20 protein-coding genes, 2 pseudogenes and 1 riboswitch are annotated in these 20,054 nt (G+C 73.8%); of the genes and pseudogenes, 10 read left to right on the forward strand and 12 right to left on the reverse strand.

The window, feature by feature from the left end; translation table 11 throughout:
• Nucleotides 1-16 precede the first annotated feature (16 nt).
• Nucleotides 17-766 carry an SDR family NAD(P)-dependent oxidoreductase gene (locus LC193_RS16730; RefSeq protein ID WP_226075125.1) on the reverse strand — a complete coding sequence of 250 codons (750 nt, stop codon included), beginning with the start codon at nt 764-766 and terminating at the stop codon, nt 17-19.
• Nucleotides 767-894: 128 nt separating this feature from the next.
• On the opposite strand from LC193_RS16730, the gene LC193_RS16735 reads away from it, so the two are divergent.
• Nucleotides 895-1,329, forward strand: a complete 435-nt coding sequence (locus LC193_RS16735) for an Rrf2 family transcriptional regulator (RefSeq protein ID WP_226075127.1) — start codon at nt 895-897, stop codon at nt 1,327-1,329.
• A 128-nt stretch (nt 1,330-1,457) separates the two neighbouring features.
• Here the strand turns inward: LC193_RS16735 and LC193_RS16740 are convergent, their stop codons facing one another.
• The 5 genes and pseudogenes from LC193_RS16740 to LC193_RS16760 form a co-directional block, all read right to left on the reverse strand.
• A complete protein-coding gene (locus LC193_RS16740; protein ID WP_226075129.1) occupies nt 1,458-1,850 on the reverse strand; it encodes a type II toxin-antitoxin system VapC family toxin in 393 nt (130 codons plus the stop codon).
• A complete protein-coding gene (locus LC193_RS16745; protein ID WP_226075131.1) occupies nt 1,847-2,083 on the reverse strand; it encodes a hypothetical protein in 237 nt (78 codons plus the stop codon). The genes LC193_RS16740 and LC193_RS16745 overlap by 4 nt, the downstream gene beginning before the upstream one ends.
• Nucleotides 2,084-2,222: 139 nt before the next feature.
• The gene (lpdA, locus tag LC193_RS16750; protein WP_226075134.1) at nt 2,223-3,632 is read right to left on the reverse strand and encodes a dihydrolipoyl dehydrogenase; all 1,410 of its coding nucleotides are present in this window, start codon (nt 3,630-3,632) and stop codon (nt 2,223-2,225) included.
• 423 nt (nt 3,633-4,055) lie between these two features.
• Nucleotides 4,056-5,054: pseudogene (locus tag LC193_RS16755) on the reverse strand (rod shape-determining protein); the annotation flags it as partial.
• A gap of 75 nt (nt 5,055-5,129) precedes the next feature.
• A complete protein-coding gene (locus tag LC193_RS16760; RefSeq protein WP_226075136.1) occupies nt 5,130-7,055 on the reverse strand; it encodes an ABC transporter ATP-binding protein in 1,926 nt (641 codons plus the stop codon).
• Nucleotides 7,056-7,149: 94 nt separating this feature from the next.
• On the opposite strand from LC193_RS16760, the pseudogene LC193_RS16765 reads away from it, so the two are divergent.
• A pseudogene (locus LC193_RS16765) lies at nt 7,150-7,423 on the forward strand (hypothetical protein); the annotation flags it as partial.
• A gap of 2 nt (nt 7,424-7,425) precedes the next feature.
• On the opposite strand, the gene LC193_RS16770 reads toward LC193_RS16765, so the two are convergent.
• A complete protein-coding gene (locus tag LC193_RS16770; protein WP_226075138.1) occupies nt 7,426-8,397 on the reverse strand; it encodes a helix-turn-helix domain-containing protein in 972 nt (323 codons plus the stop codon).
• Nucleotides 8,398-8,460: 63 nt separating this feature from the next.
• On the opposite strand from LC193_RS16770, the gene LC193_RS16775 reads away from it, so the two are divergent.
• Complete coding sequence (locus tag LC193_RS16775; RefSeq protein WP_226075139.1) at nt 8,461-9,690, forward strand: MFS transporter; 1,230 nt, start codon at nt 8,461-8,463, stop codon at nt 9,688-9,690.
• Here the strand turns inward: LC193_RS16775 and LC193_RS16780 are convergent.
• The gene (locus LC193_RS16780; RefSeq protein WP_226075140.1) at nt 9,620-10,594 is read right to left on the reverse strand and encodes a DUF3048 domain-containing protein; all 975 of its coding nucleotides are present in this window, start codon (nt 10,592-10,594) and stop codon (nt 9,620-9,622) included. The two genes, LC193_RS16775 and LC193_RS16780, sit on opposite strands and share 71 nt — an antisense overlap.
• A gap of 276 nt (nt 10,595-10,870) precedes the next feature.
• Between LC193_RS16780 and LC193_RS16785 the strand changes: the two genes are divergently transcribed.
• From LC193_RS16785 to LC193_RS16795, 3 genes are all read left to right on the forward strand, one after another.
• Complete coding sequence (locus LC193_RS16785; RefSeq protein ID WP_226075141.1) at nt 10,871-11,125, forward strand: type B 50S ribosomal protein L31; 255 nt, start codon at nt 10,871-10,873, stop codon at nt 11,123-11,125.
• The gene (locus LC193_RS16790) at nt 11,122-12,270 is read left to right on the forward strand and encodes a CobW family GTP-binding protein (RefSeq protein WP_226075142.1); all 1,149 of its coding nucleotides are present in this window, start codon (nt 11,122-11,124) and stop codon (nt 12,268-12,270) included. Before LC193_RS16785 ends, LC193_RS16790 begins: the two co-directional genes overlap by 4 nt.
• A 197-nt stretch (nt 12,271-12,467) precedes the next feature.
• The gene (locus LC193_RS16795) at nt 12,468-12,704 is read left to right on the forward strand and encodes a DUF397 domain-containing protein (RefSeq protein ID WP_226075143.1); all 237 of its coding nucleotides are present in this window, start codon (nt 12,468-12,470) and stop codon (nt 12,702-12,704) included.
• Nucleotides 12,705-12,745: 41 nt separating this feature from the next.
• On the opposite strand, the gene LC193_RS16800 is transcribed toward LC193_RS16795, so the two are convergent.
• Nucleotides 12,746-13,276 carry an ATP-binding protein gene (locus LC193_RS16800; RefSeq protein WP_450264470.1) on the reverse strand — a complete coding sequence of 177 codons (531 nt, stop codon included), beginning with the start codon at nt 13,274-13,276 and terminating at the stop codon, nt 12,746-12,748.
• A gap of 299 nt (nt 13,277-13,575) precedes the next feature.
• Here LC193_RS16800 and LC193_RS16805 point away from each other — a divergent pair, with 299 nt between their 5' ends.
• Nucleotides 13,576-14,484, forward strand: a complete 909-nt coding sequence (locus LC193_RS16805; RefSeq protein ID WP_404819427.1) for a helix-turn-helix domain-containing protein — start codon at nt 13,576-13,578, stop codon at nt 14,482-14,484.
• A gap of 43 nt (nt 14,485-14,527) precedes the next feature.
• On the opposite strand, the gene LC193_RS16810 is transcribed toward LC193_RS16805, so the two are convergent.
• The gene (locus LC193_RS16810) at nt 14,528-15,139 is read right to left on the reverse strand and encodes a PadR family transcriptional regulator (RefSeq protein WP_086159247.1); all 612 of its coding nucleotides are present in this window, start codon (nt 15,137-15,139) and stop codon (nt 14,528-14,530) included.
• A 309-nt stretch (nt 15,140-15,448) separates the two neighbouring features.
• Here LC193_RS16810 and LC193_RS16815 point away from each other — a divergent pair, with 309 nt between their 5' ends.
• The 3 genes from LC193_RS16815 (at nt 15,449) to LC193_RS16825 (ending at nt 18,984) form a co-directional block, all read left to right on the forward strand.
• A complete protein-coding gene (locus LC193_RS16815; protein WP_226078672.1) occupies nt 15,449-16,402 on the forward strand; it encodes an ATP-binding cassette domain-containing protein in 954 nt (317 codons plus the stop codon).
• Nucleotides 16,399-17,247: an ABC transporter permease gene (locus LC193_RS16820; RefSeq protein ID WP_404819428.1), complete on the forward strand. Its 849-nt coding sequence runs from the start codon at nt 16,399-16,401 to the stop codon at nt 17,245-17,247. The genes LC193_RS16815 and LC193_RS16820 overlap by 4 nt, the downstream gene beginning before the upstream one ends.
• 108 nt (nt 17,248-17,355) lie before the next feature.
• Nucleotides 17,356-18,984: a threonine/serine exporter family protein gene (locus tag LC193_RS16825; RefSeq protein ID WP_404819429.1), complete on the forward strand. Its 1,629-nt coding sequence runs from the start codon at nt 17,356-17,358 to the stop codon at nt 18,982-18,984.
• 65 nt (nt 18,985-19,049) lie between these two features.
• On the opposite strand, the gene LC193_RS16830 is transcribed toward LC193_RS16825, so the two are convergent.
• Together LC193_RS16830 and LC193_RS16835 are read right to left on the reverse strand one after the other, a co-directional pair.
• Nucleotides 19,050-19,364, reverse strand: coding sequence for a DMT family transporter (locus LC193_RS16830; RefSeq protein ID WP_226075148.1), 315 nt, complete (start codon nt 19,362-19,364; stop codon nt 19,050-19,052).
• 10 nt (nt 19,365-19,374) lie between these two features.
• Nucleotides 19,375-19,438, reverse strand: a riboswitch (guanidine-III (ykkC-III) riboswitch).
• Nucleotides 19,439-19,500: 62 nt separating this feature from the next.
• Nucleotides 19,501-19,995, reverse strand: a complete 495-nt coding sequence (locus tag LC193_RS16835; RefSeq protein ID WP_226075149.1) for an inorganic diphosphatase — start codon at nt 19,993-19,995, stop codon at nt 19,501-19,503.
• Nucleotides 19,996-20,054 lie beyond the last annotated feature (59 nt).

Raw genomic sequence — 20,054 nt, forward strand, 5'->3', positions numbered from 1 at the left:
CGGCAGGGGCTCGGGTTCAGGCGTTGTAGCCACCGTGGGCGTCCAGCACCGCGCCCGTGACGTACGACGCGGTGGGGCCCGCAAGGAAGGCGATCGCCGCCGCGATCTCCTCGGGGCGCCCTATGCGTTGCAGGGACAGCGAGCCGACCAGGGCCTTGAGGGTCTCGGGGTCCGGCGGTTCCATGCCGCCCTCCATCAGTCCGGCCTCTACGACGTTGGCCGTGATGTCGCGGGGGCCGAGGTCGCGTGCGACGCCCATGGTGTACCTCTCGATCCCGGACTTGGTCGCCGAGTAGTCGGCAAGGCCGGGGACTCCGACCCGGGAGCCCAGCCCGGAACTCACCGTGACGATGCGGCCGCCCGTGCGCAGCACTCGGGAGGCGGCCCGGATGACGGCGATCACGCCGAGGTAATTGGTGGCGTGCATCCGGTCCAGCGCGGCGGTGTCGGCGTCCGGGTCGTCCACCGTGCCAGCCACGGAGATCGCCGCGTTGTTGACGAGGATGTCCAGGCCGCCGAAGTGCGCGACCACGCTGTCGATCAGCGCCGGCGCCCGGCTCGTGTCCGCCTGGTCGGACTGGAAGGCGACGGCCTTGGCTCCCTTGCCGTGCACCTCGTCGACGACGGCCTGCGCCTGTTTCTCGGAGCTGACGTAGGTGAAGGCGACGTCGGCGCCCTGCTCGGCCAGCAGTCGTACGGTCGCGGCTCCCAGTCCGCGCGACCCCCCGGTGACCAGGGCGACCTTGCCCGTGAGTGGCTTGCTCATTCTTCCCACCTCGTTGATTGACCCCACCTGATAGTCGTAACGTTAACTGTTACAACGACCGGTCGCAACTATCGCTGTTACGACTGCGCTGTCGTAACATGAAGCGTTGCGGCCGGGAGGAGGGGTCCATGAGCGCCAACAGCAGGCTGACCATCGCCGCCCACGCGCTGGCCTGGATCGGCCTGTACCAGCGCCAGGGGCATGAGGTCGCCACCTCCGAGCAGATCGCGACCAGCGCGAACACCAACCCCGTGGTGATCAGACGGCTGCTCGGCGAGCTGCGCAGGGCCGGGCTCGTGGAGTCACGGCGGGGCGTGGGCGCGGGCTGGTCGCTGGCACGCGAGCTGGAGTCGATGACCCTGCTCGACGTGTACGAGGCAGTGGAACCCGGACCGCTGTTCGCGATGCACCGCACCGCCCCCGACCAGGGATGCGTGGTGGGTCACGGCATCCAGCCGGTCATGCGGAGCATCTACGAGGGCATCGAGGAGACCCTGAGGCACGAGCTGGCCCGCGTCACGCTCGAACACGTACTCCGGGACGTACTCGCGGCACCTCGCTAGCGGCGTTGCCCTGTGAGGTCGGCTGACCTTCGGGGTGCCGAGGCGGACGGGGCCGCCCGGCGCGGCTCGCCGTCGCGACCGGTGAGGGGCCGCAGCCGCGCGCGGTCACGGTCGCGCCCGCCCGGGCGTCAGGACGGGATGTCGACGGGCAGTTCGGCGGCTCGTGCGGCGTCGGCCAGCCGCTTGTCGTAGGTGACGAACGAGGTGAGCCGGGGATGGATGGACAGGGCCGTGCCGAGGTGGATGGCGTCCAGGCTCCGCACCGTCGCCGGCCGCACGGACTGAGCCAGGACGCGGATGCGCGGTGCCAAGTCGACCATGTCGATCAGGTCCAGGATCGCGGCGAGCCGTGTGGCGGACTGCGGGGCGTGCCGGGCCAGGGCCCGGAACGATTCGATCTCCACCAGGGACGAACTGGTCCAGCCGGTCTCCGCCCGCTCGTCCAGCCAGTCGCGCAGGGCCTGGGACTCGGCTTCGGCGTGGACGAGTTTGACGACCGCGGCGGAGTCGAGATAGATCACGGACGCTCTTCCCCGCGCTCCCTGGAGATCTCGGCGGCGACGTCGATGCCGTCCGGCTCGCCCAGCGGCAGGCGCAGCGCGGCACGTCGCATGGCGGCGGCGCGCTCCCTGCGCTGGGCCGCTTCCAGCACCGCTTGGCGGATGGCGGCCGAGCGGGAGCCGCCGTCGCGCGTGAGGACGTCGACCGCGTGCTCGGTCTCCGCATCGCTGCGGATCGTGATGGTGTCAGCCATGAGGTAAGCGTAAGACAAAGTGTATTACGCGACAAACGGTCTCACGGCCCCGGGGGGCCGGTGAGGGCCGGCAACGACCGGAACGGCCCGCACCCGACGCCGGTCGGGGCGGGCCGTTCGAGGTGGCCGGGGGCCGGGGTCACATGTTGATCATGTGGCCGGCCAGGCCGTGGATCGCCTCCTTGACCGCCTCGCCCAGCGTCGGGTGGGCGTGGACGTTGCGCGCCACCTCGTGGACGGTGAGGTCCCACTGCTGGGCCAGGGTCAGCTCGGGCAGCAGCTCGGTGACCTCGGGGCCGATCAGGTGCGCGCCGAGCAGTTCGCCGTGCTCGGTGTCGCTGATGATCTTGACGAAGCCAGAGGGCTGGCCGAGGCCGTGGGCCTTGCCGTTCGCCGTGAACGGGAACTTCACGACCTTGATGTCGTGGCCGCGCTCCCTGGCCTGCTCCTCGGTGAACCCGAAGCTCGCGATCTGCGGCTGGCAGTACGTGGCCCGCGGGATCATCGGGTAGTCGAGCTCCATCGTCTCGGCGTCGCCGATCGTCTCGGCCGCGACGATGCCCATGGACTCCGCGGCGTGCGCCAGCATCAGCTTCGCCGTCACGTCCCCGATGGCGAAGATGTGCGGAACGCTGGTGCGGCAGCGGCCGTCGACCTCGATCGCCTTGCGCTCGGTCAGGGCGACGCCGGTGTTCTCCAGGCCGTAGCCCTCCACGCGCGGCGCGAACCCGATGGCCTGGAGCACCTTGTCGGTCTCCAGCACCTGCTGCTCGCCCTTGCCGTTGGTCACGGTGACCCGCACCGGGGCGTTCGGGTCGGAGTCGTCGATGGCGTCGACGCGGGTCGAGGTGAGCACCTGGATGCCCAGCTTGCGGTACTGGCGGGCCAGTTCCTTGGAGACCTCGGCGTCCTCAAGCGGCACCAGCCGGTCGAGGAACTCGACGATCGTCACCTTGACGCCGTAGTTGTGCAGCACGTAGGCGAACTCGACGCCGATCGCGCCCGCGCCGGCGATCACGATGCTGCCGGGCAGTTCCTCGGTGAGGATCTGCTCCTCGTAGGTGACGACGCGGTCGCTGAGCTTCGTGCCGGGCAGCAGCCGGGTGGTCGCGCCCGCGGCGATGACGCAGTGGTCGAACGTCACCGTCTCGGTCCCGCCCGAGCCGAGCGCCACCTGGAGCGTGTGGGCGTCGGTGAACGTGCCGCGACCGTCGTACTCGGTGATGCCGTTCTTCTTCATCAGGTAGTGCACGCCGCTCACACGGCCGTCCGCGACCTTGCGGCTGCGCTGGAACGCCGCGCCGTAGTCGAAGGTGACGGCGCCCTCGGCGCGGATGCCGAAGGTCTTGGCCTCGTGCGTGAACAGGTGCGCCAGCTCGGCGTTGCGCAGCAGCGCCTTGGAGGGGATGCACCCGACGTTCAGGCACACACCGCCCCAGTACTTCTCCTCGACGACCGCGGTCCGCAGCCCAAGCTGGCTGGCGCGGACCGCTGCGGTGTAGCCGCCGGGTCCCGCGCCCAGGACGACGACGTCGTAGTGCGTGCTCATGAACCCTCACGCCTTCTCTCGCGCTCTCACGGTGGTCGCCGACCATTGTCCCCTGCCGCTCCACCCCTGCCGCGCCCCGCCCGCCCCCCGGCGGGCACGCGCGTCCGCCCCGCGCGCCGCGCGGGGCGGACGGCGGGCCGCCGGTCAGGACCTCGCGGCTTCCGGCTCCTCGGCCCGCTCGATCTCGACGGCCCGCACGCGGGCTTCGGCCGGGCTCTGCGCCCTGGCCTCCGCGGGGCTCTTGGCCCGCACCAGCGGCACCTCCTGCGCGCGGGCAGCCTCCGTGCGAACGGCCTCCGCGCGCGTGGCCTCCGCGCCGGCGCCCGGCAGCGCCGCCTGCTCGGCCTCCGCCGCGGCCTGCCGCGCGGCGCGGCGGCGCTGCCGCGCGCCCGGCCCTCGGGCGGGCCGCAGGCTGGGCCGGCCCAGCGGCCTGACCTTGCCCTCGATGAGGGCGCCGAGCCCCTGAACGGCGCACAGGCCGGGCTCCTCCGCGACGTTGACGGGCATCCCGGTGTTGGTGCGGATGGCGGTGTCGAGCCCGGGCAGGCGCGCCGCGCCGCCGGTCAGCATGACGCCGCGTTCCGCGAGGTCGGCGACCAGGTCGGGCGGGCAGCGGTGCAGCACGGCGCGGATCGTGTCGAGCAGGCCGGTCAGCGGCGGGCGCACGGCGGCGCGCAGTTCCTCGGGGTCCACCTTGACCGTGCGGGCCAGGCCGGTGGCCACGTCGCGCCCCGAGACCTCGGTGATGTGCGGGAACGGGCCGGCCAGCGCGTCGTGCAGCGGGCGGACGGCCTGGCTCGGCAGCAGCAGTTCGTGCCGGTTGCGCAGGTGCTGGACGAGGGCGCGGTCGATGGTCTCGCCGCCCATGGGCACCTTGTCGGCGGCGACGATCGAGCCGAGGGAGAGGACGGCGATCTCCGTGGTCGCGGCGCCGACCTGCACGATGAGGGTGGCCTCCGGCTCCTCGACGGGCAGGCCGCAGCCGATGCCCGCGGTGATGAGGCTGTCCACGAGCTCGACGCGGCGCGCGCCGAGCCCGATCAGCGTCTCCAGCGCGGCGCGCCTGGCCAGCGGGTCGGCGTCGTGGGGGATGCACACGGCGGCGCGCAGCAGCGGGCGCAGCCGCCACGTGCGGCGCAGCTTGCCGCCGACCATGGCGCGCAGCATGCGCTGCGCCATCTCGATGTCGACGACGGTGCCGCCGTTGACGGGTCTGATGACGCGGATGTTGGCGGGGGTGCGGCCGGCCATCCGTTCGGCCGGCGCGCCGACGGCGATGAGTGCGCCGGTCTTGGTGTTCATCGCGACGACGGACGGCTCGTCGACGATGAGGCCGTGCTGTTTGGCGTAGACGCGGGTGCGGGCGGCGCCGAGGTCCGCGGCCACCGTGCAGCGACGAAGATGATCAAGACTGAGGGTCATATGATCATGTTGTGGGCGTTACCGGAACGCCGCCCGCTGAAGTGCGCCGACCGGGGGAGCGCGGCCGACGGGCCGTCAGCTGACGGGTTCTCCGGTCCCCCGGGGCCCGGCCGCCGCCAGGTCCTCACCGCGCGGTTCCGCATCCGTCTCGAACTGCGTCCGGTACAGCTCCTCGTACCGGCCGCCCGCGGCCAGCAACGCGTCGTGCGTGCCGCGTTCGACGATCCGGCCGGCCTCGACCACGAGGATCAGGTCCGCCGCGCGCACCGTCGAGAGCCGGTGCGCGATGACGACGGACGTGCGGCCCGCGAGCACCTCGGTGAGCGCCTCCTGCACCGCCGCCTCCGAGGTGGCGTCCAGGTGCGCGGTCGCCTCGTCCAGGATCACCACCCTGGGCCTGGCCAGCAGCAGCCGCGCGATCGTCAGGCGCTGCCGCTCGCCGCCCGAGAGCCGGTAGCCGCGTTCCCCGACCACCGTGTCGAGCCCGTCGGGCAGCGCGGCGACCAGGTCGGTGAGCCGGGCCCTGCGCAGCGCGTCCCACAGGTCCGCCTCGTCGGCATCGGGGCGCGCGAACAGCAGGTTGGCGCGCACGGTGTCGTGGAAGAGGTGCCCGTCCTGCGTGACCATGCCGAGGGTCTCGCGCAGCGAGGCGGCCGAGAGGTCGCGCACGTCCACCCCGCCGACGCGCACCGTTCCCCGGTCCGCGTCGTACAGCCGCGGCACGAGCTGGGCGATGGTCGACTTGCCCGCGCCCGACGAGCCGACCAGGGCGACGAGCCGGCCGGGCTCCGCGCGGAACGACACGTCGTGCAGGACCTGTTCGCCGCCGCGCGCGTCGAGCGTGGCCACCTCTTCGAGGGACGCGAGCGAGACCCGGTCCGCGGCCGGGTAGCCGAAGTCGACGTTCTCGAACTCCACGGCCACGGGCCCGGGCGGAACGGCCGCGGCGCCGGGCCGCTCCTCGATCAGCGGCTTGAGGTCGAGCACCTCGAACACCCGCTGGAAGCTGACCAGGGCGCTCATCACCTCCACCCGCGCCCCCGCGAGCGCCGTCAGCGGCGCGTAGAGCCGGGTCAGCAGCAGCGCGAGCGACACGACCGCGCCGGGTTCGAGGCCGCCGCGCAGCGCGTACCAGCCGCCAAGGCCGTAGACCAGGGCGAGGGCGAGGGCGGACACCAGCGTCAGCGAGGTCACGAACACCATCTGGAGCATCGCCGTGCGGATGCCGATGTCCCGCACGCGCCCGGCGCGCGCGGCGAACTCGCGCGACTCCTCCTCGGGCCGCCCGTACAGCTTCACGAGCGTCGCGCCGGGCGCGGAGAAGCGCTCGGTCATCTGCGTGGACATCACCGCGTTGTGGTTGGCCGCCTCGCGCGAGAGCCGGGCGAGGCGCGCGCCCATGCGCCGGGCGGGCAGCACGAACACGGGCAGCAGCGCGAGCGCGAGCAGCGTGATCCGCCAGCTGATGCCGAGCATGACGACGAGCGCGAGCAGCAGCGTCACCACGTTGCCGAGGACGCCGGAGAGCGTTCCGCTGAACGCGCGCTGCGCGCCGATCACGTCCGAGTTCAGGCGGCTGACCAGGGCGCCGGTCCTGGTCCTGGTGAAGAACGCGACCGGCATGCGCTGGACGTGGTCGTACACCGTGGTGCGCAGGTCGAGGATCAGCCCCTCGCCGATGCGGGCCGACAGCCAGCGCGCGAGCAGGCCGACGGCTGCCTCGGCCACCGCGATGGCGGCGATCAGCAGGGCCAGCAGGACGACCGTGCGTTCGGCCGCGCCCTCCGTGATCGCGGTGACGACCCGGCCGGCGAGCACGGGCGTGGCCACGGCGAACAGCGCGGACGCCACGCTCAGCAGCAGGAACCACACCAGCGCCGCCCGGTGCGGGCGGGCGAAGGCGCCGATGCGGCGCAGGGTGCGGCGGGAGAACGGCCGCTGGTCGTCCTTGGCGTGCCGGGCGTTGTACAGCGCGTTCCACGCGGTCATCTCCATGCTCATGACCGAGAGGCTAGAACTTGAACATTACTTGAAGTCAATGCGCGCCCCCGGCCGCTCCGCCCGTGGCGGAACACCGGTCCGGGCCCGGACCGAGATCACTACGGCGGGCCGCGCGAACACGGTGACCACGCGAACGGTCGCGTACCCGGCCGACGGCCTCACGACGGTGGGCCACCTCGCCCTGCCGGAGACGGCGCCCGCCCCGCGGCCCTGCCCCGGTGCCGTAGCCGACGGCGGCGACCAGTTCCCGGTCGGTCCGCGGCTCTGCGGGCGCGATCGTGCTGGAGCTGGGGCGCGACGGCGCCGACCTGCGCGCGGTCACCACGGTCGACGCGCTGACCACGGGCCGGCCGGGCGCGGCGGCGCGCGGTCAGCGTTCCGCCAGCCGCTCGCCCAGCTCCGTGCGGTAGTACAGCACCGAACGGCCCGCGCGGCGCCGGTCGACGAGCCCCGCCTCGCGCAGCACCCTCAGGTGGCCGCCCACCGAGCCGAGCGCGAGCCCCGTCATGGCGGCCAGCTGCGTCGTGCTGCGCGGCGCGGCCAGCGCCGCGAGCACCGCCGCGCGGGCCGGGCCGATCAGCCGCCGCAGCGCCTCGGCGGGCGCGGGCGCCGGTCCTTCCGCACCCAGCAGCCCGGCGCACGGGTAGGTGATGGCGTACCGGTGCGGCTCGTCCCAGCCCACCCAGCCGCGCGGCGTCGTGACCGGGATGAACAGCAGCTGCGCCGCCGCCAGGTCGCGCGGCGGGTAGGGGCGGGCGTTGATCCGCAGCCGCCCCTCGCCGAGCCAGCGCAGCCCGGGGCGCAGCCCCGCCACCGTCGCCGCCCAGCCGCCGGTGCCGACCGCGTGCGTCCTCGACACGATGTCAGCCTCGAACAGCCGCCGCCTGCGCGGCCAGTCCGCCGCGACCACGTGCGTCCACACCCAGCCGAGCAGCGCGGCGGTGGCACCGGCCGGGTCCGGCACGTCGAGCGCGGGCGGCGGCGGGCCCGGGTCGCCGTTCCTGACCCGGCACTCGGCCAGGTCGGCGGCCACGCGCGGGCGCGGCGTCGCCCGCAGCCGGTCGAGCTCGTCGTGGAACGAGCTGTCCCCCGGCAGCGGTGGCACGGTCAGGAAGTCGGGCAGCCAGCGCGGGCGCACCGCGTGCGCGACGAACGCCGCCGCGAACGGCTCGCGCGCCAGCAGCGCGCGGAACGCGGGCCGGTGCGCCGCGAGCCGTCCCGCCTCGCCCGGCGCGACGCCGATCCCCGCGAGCCCGAGCAGCGCCGCGACCGTCTCGGACAGCGCCGAGACCGCGAACCGGCCGCGCGCCAGCACGTCGGAGCCCACCAGCCACACGCCCACCGACGTTTCGCCTCCACCCGAATCTCTCGCGCTCCAGCGCGGCCCGCCGGAACACTCCCGGGCATGCGCACCTACCGTCAACTGTTCCACGCGCCCGAGTTCACCCCGCTGTTCGCGACCACCGCCGCGCACCTGGCGGCCCTCACGGTGCAGGGGCTCGCCCTGGGCACCCTGGTGCACCGGGCGACCGGGTCGCCGCTGCTCACCGCGCTGAGCATGTTCGGCGGCTCGTTCGCGCACGCCATCGGCGCGACCCTGCTGATGTCGGCGGCCGACCGGCTCAGACCGCGCGCGGGGCTGACCGCCGCGCCGGTGGTGTGCGCGGGCGCGGCGCTGCTGCTCGCCGTGCCGGGGGCGCCGGTGTGGACCGCGCTGCCCCTCGTCCTGGTCACCGGCCTGGTCGGCTCGGTGACCGGCGGCCTGCGCTGGGGGCTGCTGCTGCGGATCCTGCCCGCCGATGGCTACGTGCTTGGCCGTTCCGTGCTCGCCGTCGCGGGCGGCGCCACGCAGGTCGCCGGCTACGCGGCGGGCGGGCTGCTGGTCGCGGCCGTCTCCGCGCGGGGGGCGCTGCTGCTCTCCGCCGCCCTCTTCCTCGCCTCGGCCGCCGTGGCGCGCCTCGGCCTGCGCGACCGCCCGGCGCCCGGCGGCGGGCGTCCTTCGGTGCGCGAGACCTGGCGCGTCAACCGGCGGCTGTGGTCGGCGGCCGAACGCCGGTACGTCTACCTCGCGCTGTGGCTGCCCAACGGGCTGGTCGTCGGCTGCGAGGCCCTGTTCGTGCCCTGGTCGCCGGAGGCGGCGGGCGTGCTGTTCGCCGCGTCAGCGTTCGGCATGCTCGCCGGGGACGTGGCGCTGGGCAGGTTCGTCCCGGCCGCGCGGCGGCCCGCGCTGATCACGCCGCTGCGGCTGCTGCTCGCCGCGCCGTTCCTCCTGTTCGCGCTGCCGGCGGCCTGGCGGCTGCCGCTGCCGCTGGCCGCCGCGCTCGTCGCGCTGGCCTGCACGGGCTTCAGCGCCTCGCTGCTGCTCCAGGAACGGCTGATCGCGCTCACGCCCGAGGAGATCAGGGGCCAGGCGCTCGGCCTCCAGGCCGCCGGCACCATGACCATGCAGGCCGTCGGCGCGACCCTGGCGGGGGCCGCGGCCCAGTGGCTGCCGCCCGGGCAGGCGATGGGCGCCATGGCGGCGGCCTCGCTGCTGATCAGCCTCGCGCTCACGCCAGGACTCGTCAGGCCGCCGCGTACACCACCCACACCTGACCGGTCGCGAAGCGCAGCGGATCGCCGTCCGGCGTCGTGAACTCCGTGCCCGAGCGCTCCCCGCGCCGCTCCCACTCCGCCTCGAACGCCTGCCCGTCGCGCAGGACGACGGCGTCGCCCGAGCCGACGGTCTCGGTGTAGGGGGTGACGTTGCCCAGGGAGTCGCCGTACTCGGAGTCGCGGACGGTGACCTCCTGCACGACGACGGTGGCGGGTGACACACCGGGCACCGGCGTGCCGTCCATCGCGACCTGCCAGCCCGGCGTTCCTTCCCCTTCCGACCACGTGAAGTCGAACGTCGCGTTCGGGTAGTCGACGCGGTGCCGTTCGACGCGGGTGCCGCCCTCGGCCGGCGGTTCGCCGAACACGAAGCCGATGTCGTCGGCCTCCCCGGCCCCAGGCGCCGCGTCGAGCACGGCGGCGGGCCGCGCGTACAGGTTGTGCGGCGCCGCGCGCTCCGGGTCGCGCAGGTAGGCGCCGGGCGCGGTGTCGGGCGACACCGGGACCAGCCGCGCGTCCGCCACCTCGTCCCGCAGCCGGCTCTGCACACCCGAGTAGGCCAGCGCCGGCTCGTCGAACTGCGCCAGCAGCTCGATATCGGACTCCCGCGCGCTGCGCACCGGGCCGACGCGCTCGGGCAGCCGGTCCGCGTACACCGCGACCAGGCGGCTGAGCCCGGCCTCCACCTGCTCGACGTAGACCAGGTCCGCCTCGCCGAGCCCGGTGTGGGGCCGCGCCTGGGGCGCGTTGTCGACCTTCACGGCGAGCACGCGGGCGCCGCTTTCGGCCGGGCGGCCCGTGAACGGCGAACGCCCCTCGTCCTCGTCCCGCTCCTCGGCCTGGCACCCGGCGGTCAGCGCCGCGAGCACGGCGAGCACGACCGGCAGCAAGCGCCCGAACGACGTGCGCGCCGCGCCGCGGGCGCCTCGGACCGGACGTGGCATCGGCGTCACCTCTCCGCTACTCCCGGCTTCCCCCGGGGTCACTCCTGGTGTCCAGTGGACCACGGAACGCCGCGCCGCGACACGGGTCGCGCCGGGCGGCGGTGTGATCCTCTTCTTAATGAAAATGGTTTCCGTTTCTGTATAGTGGGGAGCGGGCCCGGGCGGGAACGGGAGCGGGTCCGGCTGTCATGGCCGGCGGTCACCGGGTACTCGGGTCGGGACGAACCTCGCGAACCACCCAGCCGGAGCACTCCGCAGCAGTGGAAAGGAGCCGCCATGAAGTCCGGAATCCACCCCGAGTACCGGCCGGTCGTCTTCCGCGACCGCGCCGCGGGCTTCGCCTTCCTGACGCGTTCGACCGCCACGAGCGACCGGACCATCGAGTGGGAGGACGGCGAGACGTACCCCGTGATCGACGTCGAGATCTCCTCCGCGAGCCACGCCTTCTACACCGGCACCGCGCGCGTGCTCGACACGGCGGGGCGCGTGGAGCGGTTCGAGCGCCGTTACGGCAAGCGGGGGGAGCGGTGACGCCCGTCCCGGCGCTGCCGGTCGTGTTCGTCGCGGGGCTGCACGCGCAGGCGCGGCGGGAAGCAGTCGAACACCTCCTCGCCGCCCTGCCGGGCAGCCTGGCCCTGCACCACGACCTCTCCGGCGCCACCGTCGTCAGGACCGTCCGCGACGCCGGGGGCGTCAGGCAGCGGGGGGAGGCCCCGCCGGTCGACGACTGCCCGTGCTGCGCCGTGCGCGAGGACCTGGTGCCCCAGCTGCGGCGGCTGGCGGAGGGCCGGGACTGCGCGCTGGCCGTCGTCGAGCTGTGGGACTCCGTCGAGCCCAGGGCCATGGCCGAGGCCGTCGCGGAGCACGCCGCGGGGGCGCTGCGGCCGGCCGGCGTCGTGACGGCCGTCGACCCCGCCCTCGTGCTGCCCTACCTGGCCTGCGGCGACGACCTCGCGGACGTCGGGCTCCCCGCCGCGCCCGAGGACCGGCGCACCGTCGCGGACACCTGGGCACGGCAGCTCGAATACGCGACGGTGGTGGCCGTGGCGCACGGCGAGGACCCCGTGTCCGAGGCCGACCTCGCGCTGCTGACCCAGCTGCACCCGACGGCGCGGCAGGTCGCGGTCGGCGACCCCGCGTTCCCGCTGCTCGCCGCGTCGGGCTTCGACGCCGCCGCGGCGGCGGAGCGGCAGCACCCGGCCAGCGCGCTGCTGCCGCAGGACGCCCAGGAGTACGGCGTCGGCACGCTGCTGTGGCGGCACCGGCGGCCCTTCCACCCCGGGCGGCTCTTCAACGCCCTTGAGGACCTCACGTGCGCCGCGCCGCGCAGCCGCGGCAGGTTCTGGCTGGCCGACCGCCCGGACACGCTGCTGTCCTGGGACGCGGCGGGCGGCACCCTCTCCGTGGAGAGCGCGGGGCCCTGGCTGGCCACGCTGCCCGACGTGGCGTGGGCGATGGTGCCAGGCGTCCGGCGGGCGGCGGCGGCGATCGACTGGCACCCGGAGTTCGGTGACCGCGTGCAGTTGCTCGCGTTCACAGGACCCGGCATCGACCGGCACGGCATCCGGGCCATGCTGGCGTCCTGCCTGCTCAGCGAGGCGGAGTACGCGGCGGGGCGGGACGCCTGGCGGCGGCTGCCGTCCGCGTTCGACGCGCTGCTCGACCCGGCCCTGTGAACGGCGGGAACCGCGCGGCGTCCCCGGCCGTCCCACCCGGAGATCCCGACCACGGGTGACGGCGCGGCGACGCCGCGTCGTGCACGTGCATTATCCCGTGCATATGCAATTGAACGACGTTATGATCCGGGACAGTTGAGTCTCATGGTTGTGCGTGGGGCTCCCTATGCACCACTCGCACGACCGGGAGAGAACCAGTGCCCGACGCGTACAACGGCATCGCCGCGCACAAGCTCCGGGGCGTGGTGTGGTTGAAGAGCAGCCACAGCAACTCGCAGGGCACCTGCGCGGAGTTCGCCAAACTGCCGAGCGGGGACGTGGCCGTCCGCAACTCCCGGTTCCCCGAGGGGCCCGCGCTCGTCTACACCACCGCCGAGGTCGAGGCGCTGCTGCGCGGCGTCAAGGACGGGGAGTTCGACCACCTGATCGGTTAGCCGCCCGCCCGGCCGCCCCGGGGGCCGGCCCGCCCGCGGGGTCAGCCGGTGCGGAAGACGGCCCACACCACCTTGCCGCGTCGTTCCCCCGTCAGCGGGCGCCAGCCCCAGCCGTCGCTGAAGCACTCCACCAGGTGGAGGCCGCGGCCCGACTCGGCCGTGCCGTCCACCTCGCCGAGCCGCGGCCCGGCCGCGCTCGGGTCCCGCACGGCGCACACCAGGCGCCCGGCGCAGCGGATCAGTTCGAGCTCGACCGCGGCCCGTGCCGCCGCCCCGTTCACGGCCGGCCGGCCCGCCTGGGGCCCGGCGGGGGGAGCGGTCGCGGGCGCGGCGGGCTCGGGCTCCGCCGGCCGCGCCGCGGTGCCGTGCCGCAGCGCGTTCGTCACCAGCTCGGAGACCACGAGGGAGACCGCGTCGAACTGCTCGGGCAGTCGCCAGCCGTGGAGCGTGCTGCGCGTGAAATTCCTCGCGGTGCGCACCGATTCGGGCCGGGAGGCCAGCGGCAGTGTCGCCGTGCCCGACAGGGTGCGGACATCGACCGGGAGGGACCGGTGCCCTAACACGTCGAGCATGGGCGTTCCTCCGGTCCCCATGGCGCGACACTCCTGGCGATGCGACTGCGGCACGGCTGTCCTGGACGGGCTGACGTCATGAGTAGCAACCCCCGTTCTCCCCGCGCCCGTCCGCGAGGGCGAAGGTCATGAGCACGCCGGTGACGGCGCGTGGATCTCATGCTTCCCAACGCTCAGGGCAAATGCAAGGGCAGATGCACGTGCACGAAAAAAATTGATCCGCTGTAACCGGGCGCACACCCAACGGAGCCCCGAGGTGGCAGACTTCGCACCGGCAGAACTGGAGGGCGAGGGAGCGCATGAGAACTCAGCGGACGGCCGGGGCGCCGAGCGCCGGCGCCACCGGGGGGCAGCGGGCCGGCGGCTCCATGGTGCGCCGCATACTCCTCGGCTCGCAGCTGCGGCAGCTGCGCGAGGCGCGCGGAGTGACCCGGGAGGAGGCCGGATACTCGATCCGCGCCTCCGAGTCGAAGATCAGCAGAATGGAACTGGGCCGCGTCAGCTTCAAGCAGCGCGACGTGGCCGATCTCCTGACCCTGTACGGGGTGACAGACGAGGCCGAGCGCGAGCCGCTGCTCGGCCTCGCCCGTTCCTCCGGGCAGGCGGGATGGTGGCACAGCTACAGCGACGTGCTGCCGAGCTGGTTCCAGACCTACATCGGGCTCGAAGCCGCGGCGGAGCGGATCGGCACCTACGAGTTGCAGTTCGTGCACGGCCTGCTCCAGAGCGAGGAGTACGCGCACGCGGTCATGGTCAGCGGCCACAAGGGAACGCCCTCGCGCAAGGAGATCGACCGGCGCATCGCGCTGCGCCTCGACCGGCGGAAGCTGCTGCTCTCCGACAGCGGGCCGCACCTGCACTGCGTGCTCGACGAGGCGGCGCTGCGCAGGCCGTACGGCGGACGCGAGGTGATGGAGGGGCAGTTGCGGACGCTGCTCGAATTCTCCGAGCACCCCAACGTCACCCTCCAGGTCGTGCCCTTCGTCCGCGGCGGGCACGTCGCGGAGTCGGGCGCGTTCACGCTGCTGCGCTTCGCGGAACGGGAGTTGTCCGACCTGGTGTACCTGGAGCAGCTGACGGGCGCGCTGTACCTGGACAAGGGCGAGGAGGTCGCGGCCTACCAGGTCGTGCTCGACCGGCTGGCCGCCGAGGCGCTCGACGAGGCGGGCACCCGGCAGCTGATCCACGGGATGCGCCAGTTGGTGTGAGGCGGTGGCGGGCGGGGGCAGGGCCCGGCCGGAGGGCGTGTGCTCAGGCGAACGGGTTGGTCATGCCGTCGGGCAGGACCTCGACGCTGCGCCGGCCCTCGCCCGCCATCACGTAGGCGCCGTGCTCCAGGCGTTCGATGAGGCCGCGCGTCCACGCGGCGCTGCTGTCGGCGTTGTGCACCCACAGCCGCATGACCTCGCCGATGTGGCCCCACTCGGCCGGTGACTCCTGCGGCGTCCAGGCGTCGAGCACCTCGGCCCGCCACGCCTCAAGCGCCGCGACGCGCTCCTTGAGCAGCGCGATGGCCTCGGCCCTCGGCAGGTCGACGAGGAACCCGACCCCGCCGGTCAGCACGTCGATGCGTTCGTCGTGCGAGCGCAGGGCCCAGCGCAGCAGGTCGAGGTAGGTCTCCTCGCCCTCGGGCGTCAGCTCGTACTCCGTGCGCGGCGGGCCGCCCGCCGTGCTGGGGGCGACCTCGTGCGCGATCAGCAGCCCCTGCTTGGCCATCTGCTTCAGCGAATGGTAGATCGAGCCCGGCTTGGCCGTCGACCACTGGTGCGCGCCCCAGAACTCCAGGTCGTTGCGCACCTGGTAGCCGTGGGCGCGGCCGTGCTGGCGCACGGCGCCCAGGACCAGCAGCCGGATGACCGACATGGGCCGCCGCCTCTCCTCGACATGGCTTACGTGCCGGGCAGTCTCTCACCGCGCTACCCGGCGCCGCGGCCTCGGGCGAGCGCGGGAGAGGCGCGGGCAGGGTGCTAATCAAGTTTGACTAGTGGGCTCCGGGTCGGCTACCGTCCCGCTCCCTGGCTCACTCGTCAAATTTGACTAGTGTGTGCTCCGCCCGCGCGGGCCGCGCACACACCGCACGGAAGGGGAAACGGGTTGCCCACCCCCGCACAGCACACCGGCGCGTCCGGCGGCTCCGGTGCCGGCTCAGGCTCCGGCTCAGGCGAGGACGCGATCACCGTCCGGGACCTGAGGAAGTCCCTCGGCCGGGCCAAGTCCGCCACCCAGGCGCTCGACGGCCTCGACCTCACCGTGCCGCGCGGCACGGTGCACGGCCTCCTCGGGCCCAACGGCGCGGGCAAGACCACCGCCGTCCGCGTCCTGACCACCCTGCTCCGCCCCGACAGCGGCCTGGCCCGGGTCGCGGGCCACGACGTCGCGGCCGAGCCCGACGCGGTCAGGTACCGCATCGGCCTGCTCGGGCAGCACGCCGCGCTCGACGAGGAACTGAGCGGCCGGCAGAACCTCGAACTCTTCGGCCGCCTCTACCACCTCGGCGGGCGCGCCGCGGCCCGCCGCGCCGCCGAACTCCTCGACCGGTTCGACCTCGCGGACACCGGCGCCAAGGCCGTCCGCCACTACAGCGGCGGCATGCGCCGCCGCCTCGACCTGGCCGCCTGCCTCATCACGCGGCCCGCCGTCCTCTTCCTCGACGAGCCCACCACAGGGCTCGACCCCAGGGGCCGCGCCGAGGTGTGGCAGGCGGTGCGCTCCCTCGTCGGCGGCGGCACCACCGTGCTCCTCACCACCCAGTACCTGGAGGAGGCCGACCAGCTCGCCGACCGCATCTCCGTGCTCGACGGCGGCCGGCGCGTCGCCGAGGGCACCGCGGACGACCTCAAGGCCGCCGTCGGCGGCGACCGGGTCGACGTGGTCGTGCGCGACCCCGCCCGCCTCGCCGAGGCCGCCGCCGCGGTGGCCGCCGCGACCGGCGCCGCGCAGGCCGCGACCGACCCGGAACGCGCCCTGGTCAGCGCGCCGGTCACCGACCGGATGACCGCGCTCACCGAGACCGTGCGGGCCCTGGCCGCCGCCGGCATCGACGCCGAGGACATCGCCCTGCGCCGGCCCACCCTCGACGAGGTCTTCCTCCACCTGACCGCCGCGAGCAAGGAGGCCGCCGCGTGAGTGCCGCGACCGCACCAGCGACCGAACCCGCGACCGAACCCGCGATCGTGCCCGTGCCCAGGGCCCGCCGGCTCGTCAGCGACTCCGCGACCATGGCCCGCCGGGGCTTCGCCCACTGGGCACGCCGGCCGGGACAGCTCCTGGTGGGCCTCGCGTTCCCCGTGCTGATGCTCGTGATGTTCACGTACTTCATCGGCGGCGGCATGGCGGTGGCGGGCGGCGGCGACTACGCCGCGTTCCTGGTGCCCGGCATGCTCACGATGGCCATGGCGTTCGGCCTCGAAAGCACCATGGTCGCGCTCACCGCCGACATCGACCGCGGCCTCCTCGACCGCTTCCGCTCGATGCCCATCGCCCCCTCCTCCGTGCTCGTCGGGCGCAGCCTGCTCGACATGGCCGAGTCCGCCGTCGGGCTGCTGGTCCTGCTCGGCGCCGGGTGGCTCGTCGGCTGGCGCTGGCACGGCACGTTCGCCGAGGGCATGGCGGCCGTCGGCCTGCTGCTCCTGCTGCGCTTCGCGATGCTGTGGGCCGGCATCCTCCTCGCCCTGGTGGCCGGCCGCACGGAGATGGTCCAGGCGGTGCAGCTGCTCATCTGGCCCGTGGTGTTCTGCTCCAACGCCATCACCTCGCCCTCGACCATGCCCGGCTGGCTCGCGGCCGTGGCCGACTGGAACCCGATGTCCGCCACCGCGGGGGCCGTTCGCGAACTCTTCGGCAACCCCGGCTGGCCGAACGACTCCTGGGCCGCCGACCACGCCCTCGCGCTCGCGGTGGCCTGGCCCCTCGCCCTGCTCGCCGTCTTCGTCCCGCTCGCCCTGACCCGCTTCGGGCGGCTGAGCCGCTGACGCGCCGCGCCCCTCCCGCCGCCCGTGCGCCACCGCGCCCGGGCGGCGCCGCACGGATGAACCTATGCTCGCGAGAGGGCCACTCGACCGGGTGGCCGAATCCCGGGAGTGAGGAGCGGAACGACAGTGGCCGGGGACATCACGCGGCCGGGCGCGCAGGAGCCGACGGATTCGGAGACGACCTCCGGCTTCGCCGTTCCCGAGGGGCTCGAACTGCCCGCTCAGGAGAGCGAGCACCCGACGTCCGAGTTCGCGGTGCCCGAGGGGCTGACGGTGACGCCGCGCCAGGAGCAGCACAGCGAGTACACCCCGGCGCAGGGCATACCCGCCCTGTCGTGGAACCGGGGCACCAGCCCGTGGCAGGACCGCATGCGCAGCATGGTCAGGCTGCCGCTGGCAGAACGCCCGGCGCCCGAGTACGTGCCGCGCGGCGAGGACGACACGGCGCTGCCCGTGCCCAGGGTGCTCGACCTGACCCTGCGCATCGGGGAGCTGCTGCTCGCCGGGGGCGAGGGCGCCGAGGACGTCGAGGCGGCGATGTTCGGCGTCACGCACGCCTACGGCCTCGACCGCTGCGAGGCCACCGTCACCTTCACCCTGATCTCGGTGACCCACCAGCCCTCGCTGGTCGAACCCCCCGTCTCGCTCAGCCGCACGGTGCGCCGCCGCGGCACCGACTACACGCGCCTGGCGGCGGTGTTCCAGCTCGTCGACGACATCTCGGGCGGGGACGTCACGCTTGAGGAGGCGTACCGCAGGCTCGCGGACATCCGGCGCAACCGGCACCCGTTCACCAAGTGGCAGCTGACGATCGCGGCCGGCCTGCTCGCCGGCGCCGCGAGCACGCTGGTCGGCGGCGGCTGGCAGGTGTTCCTGCTGGCCGCGCTCGGCGCCATGGTCGGCGACCGGCTGGCGTGGCTGGCGTCGAGCCGCGGACTGCCGGAGTTCTACGGGTTCGTCGCCGCCGCCATGGCCCCGGCCACCGTCGGCGTGCTGTGGGCGTCCTCGCACACCACGGGCCGCGAGGAGGTGCAGGCGGCGGCGATGATCACCGGAGGGCTCTTCGCGCTCATCCCCGGGCGGGCCCTGGTGGCCGGCGTGCAGGACGGCCTGACGGGCTATTACCTCACGGCCTCCGCCCGCCTGCTCGAAGTGATCTACCTCAGCGTCGGCATCGTCTGCGGCGTGCTCGCCGTGCTCTACATCGGGGAGACCTCGGGCGTGCGGCTCGACCCCGACGTCGTGGCCCGCGCCACCAGACCCGCCATCCAGCTCGGCGCCGCGCTGCTGCTGTCCCTGACCTTCTGCGTGCTGCTCCAGCAGTCGCGGAACACGGTGATCCCCGCCACCCTCAACGGCGGCGTCGCCTGGCTCGTCTACGGCGCGATGCACGACACCGCGGGACTCTCGCCGTTCGCCGCCACGGCCGTGGGCGCCGGCATGGTGGGCCTGTTCGGTCAGCTCCAGTCCCGGTACCGGTTCACCTCGTCGCTGCCCTACGTGACCGCGGCCATCGGCCCGCTGCTGCCGGGCAGCGCCGTCTACCTGGGCCTGCTCGGCTTCGCCCAGGGCAACGTGAACGCCGGCCTGGAAAACCTGCTGACCGCCGTCACCCTCGCGCTCGCCATCGCCGTCGGCGTGAACCTGGGCAACGAGATCGCGCGGCTGTTCATCAAGACGCCGGGCCAGACCACGCCCATCGGCCGCCGCGGCGCCAAGCGCACCCGCGGGTTCTGAGCACCCCCGCGCGACCGGCGGCGGCCGGGTGGCCGGGCCCGCGGACCCGGCCGCCCCGCCCCTGCTCAGTGCACGAGCTTCAGGCCGATCACGCACCCGACGATGCCCGCGAGCAGCAGCACTTTCACCACGCTCGCGCTCTCGCCCTCGAACGCCATCCCGTAGGCGGCCGTCAGCACGGCCCCGATACCCACCCACACGGCGTAACCGGTGCCCACCGGGAGGGTGCGCAGCGCGTAGGAGAGGCCGGCCATGCTCAGCGCGAGTGCCACGCCGAACACGGCCGTCGGCACCGGGCGGCTGAAGCCGTTCGACTTGCCGAGGGCCGTGGCCCACACGGCTTCGAGAACACCGGAGACCACCAGAACGATCCACGCCATCACAAGACTCCCCGCGCCGTCTTGTCATGGCTGGGTACGGCGCACCTCGTCCAGGAGCCGGTGGGGCTCTGACCTCAGGTTCTCACACCGCAGACCGTCGGTGCCCGCCCACCGGCACGGGCCGGTGGGCGGCCGTTCAGTGCTGCTCGCCCGAGGCCGCGAGCCGCTTGATGGACGCCTCGATCTCGGCCTCGGCCTCGGCGCGGCCGACCCAGTTGGCGCCCTCGACCGACTTGCCGGGCTCCAGGTCCTTGTAGACCTCGAAGAAGTGCTGGATGCGCTGCCGGTCGAACTCGCTCACCGAGTCGATGTCCTGGAAGTGCGCCATCCGCGGGTCGGAGGCCGGCACGCACAGCAGCTTGTCGTCGCCGCCCGCCTCGTCGCGCATCCGGAACATGCCGATCACGCGGCACTCGATCAGGCAGCCGGGGAACGTCGGCTCCTCCAGAAGCACCAGCGCGTCGAGCGGATCTCCGTCCTCACCCAGCGTGCCCTCCACGAACCCGTAGTCCGCCGGGTACACAGTCGAGGTGAACAGGTGGCGGTCCAGCCGGAGCCGCCCCGTCTTGTGATCCACCTCGTACTTGTTCCGGGAACCCTTGGGGATCTCGATGGTGACGTCGAACTGCACGGGGACACTCCTTAACCGATCTGCGCTCGCGACAGGTGGTTAAGTGTCCCCCACGCAGG

The organism is Streptomyces marincola, from assembly GCF_020410765.1.
In the GTDB taxonomy this organism is placed as follows: Bacteria; Actinomycetota; Actinomycetes; order Streptomycetales; family Streptomycetaceae; genus Streptomyces; species Streptomyces marincola.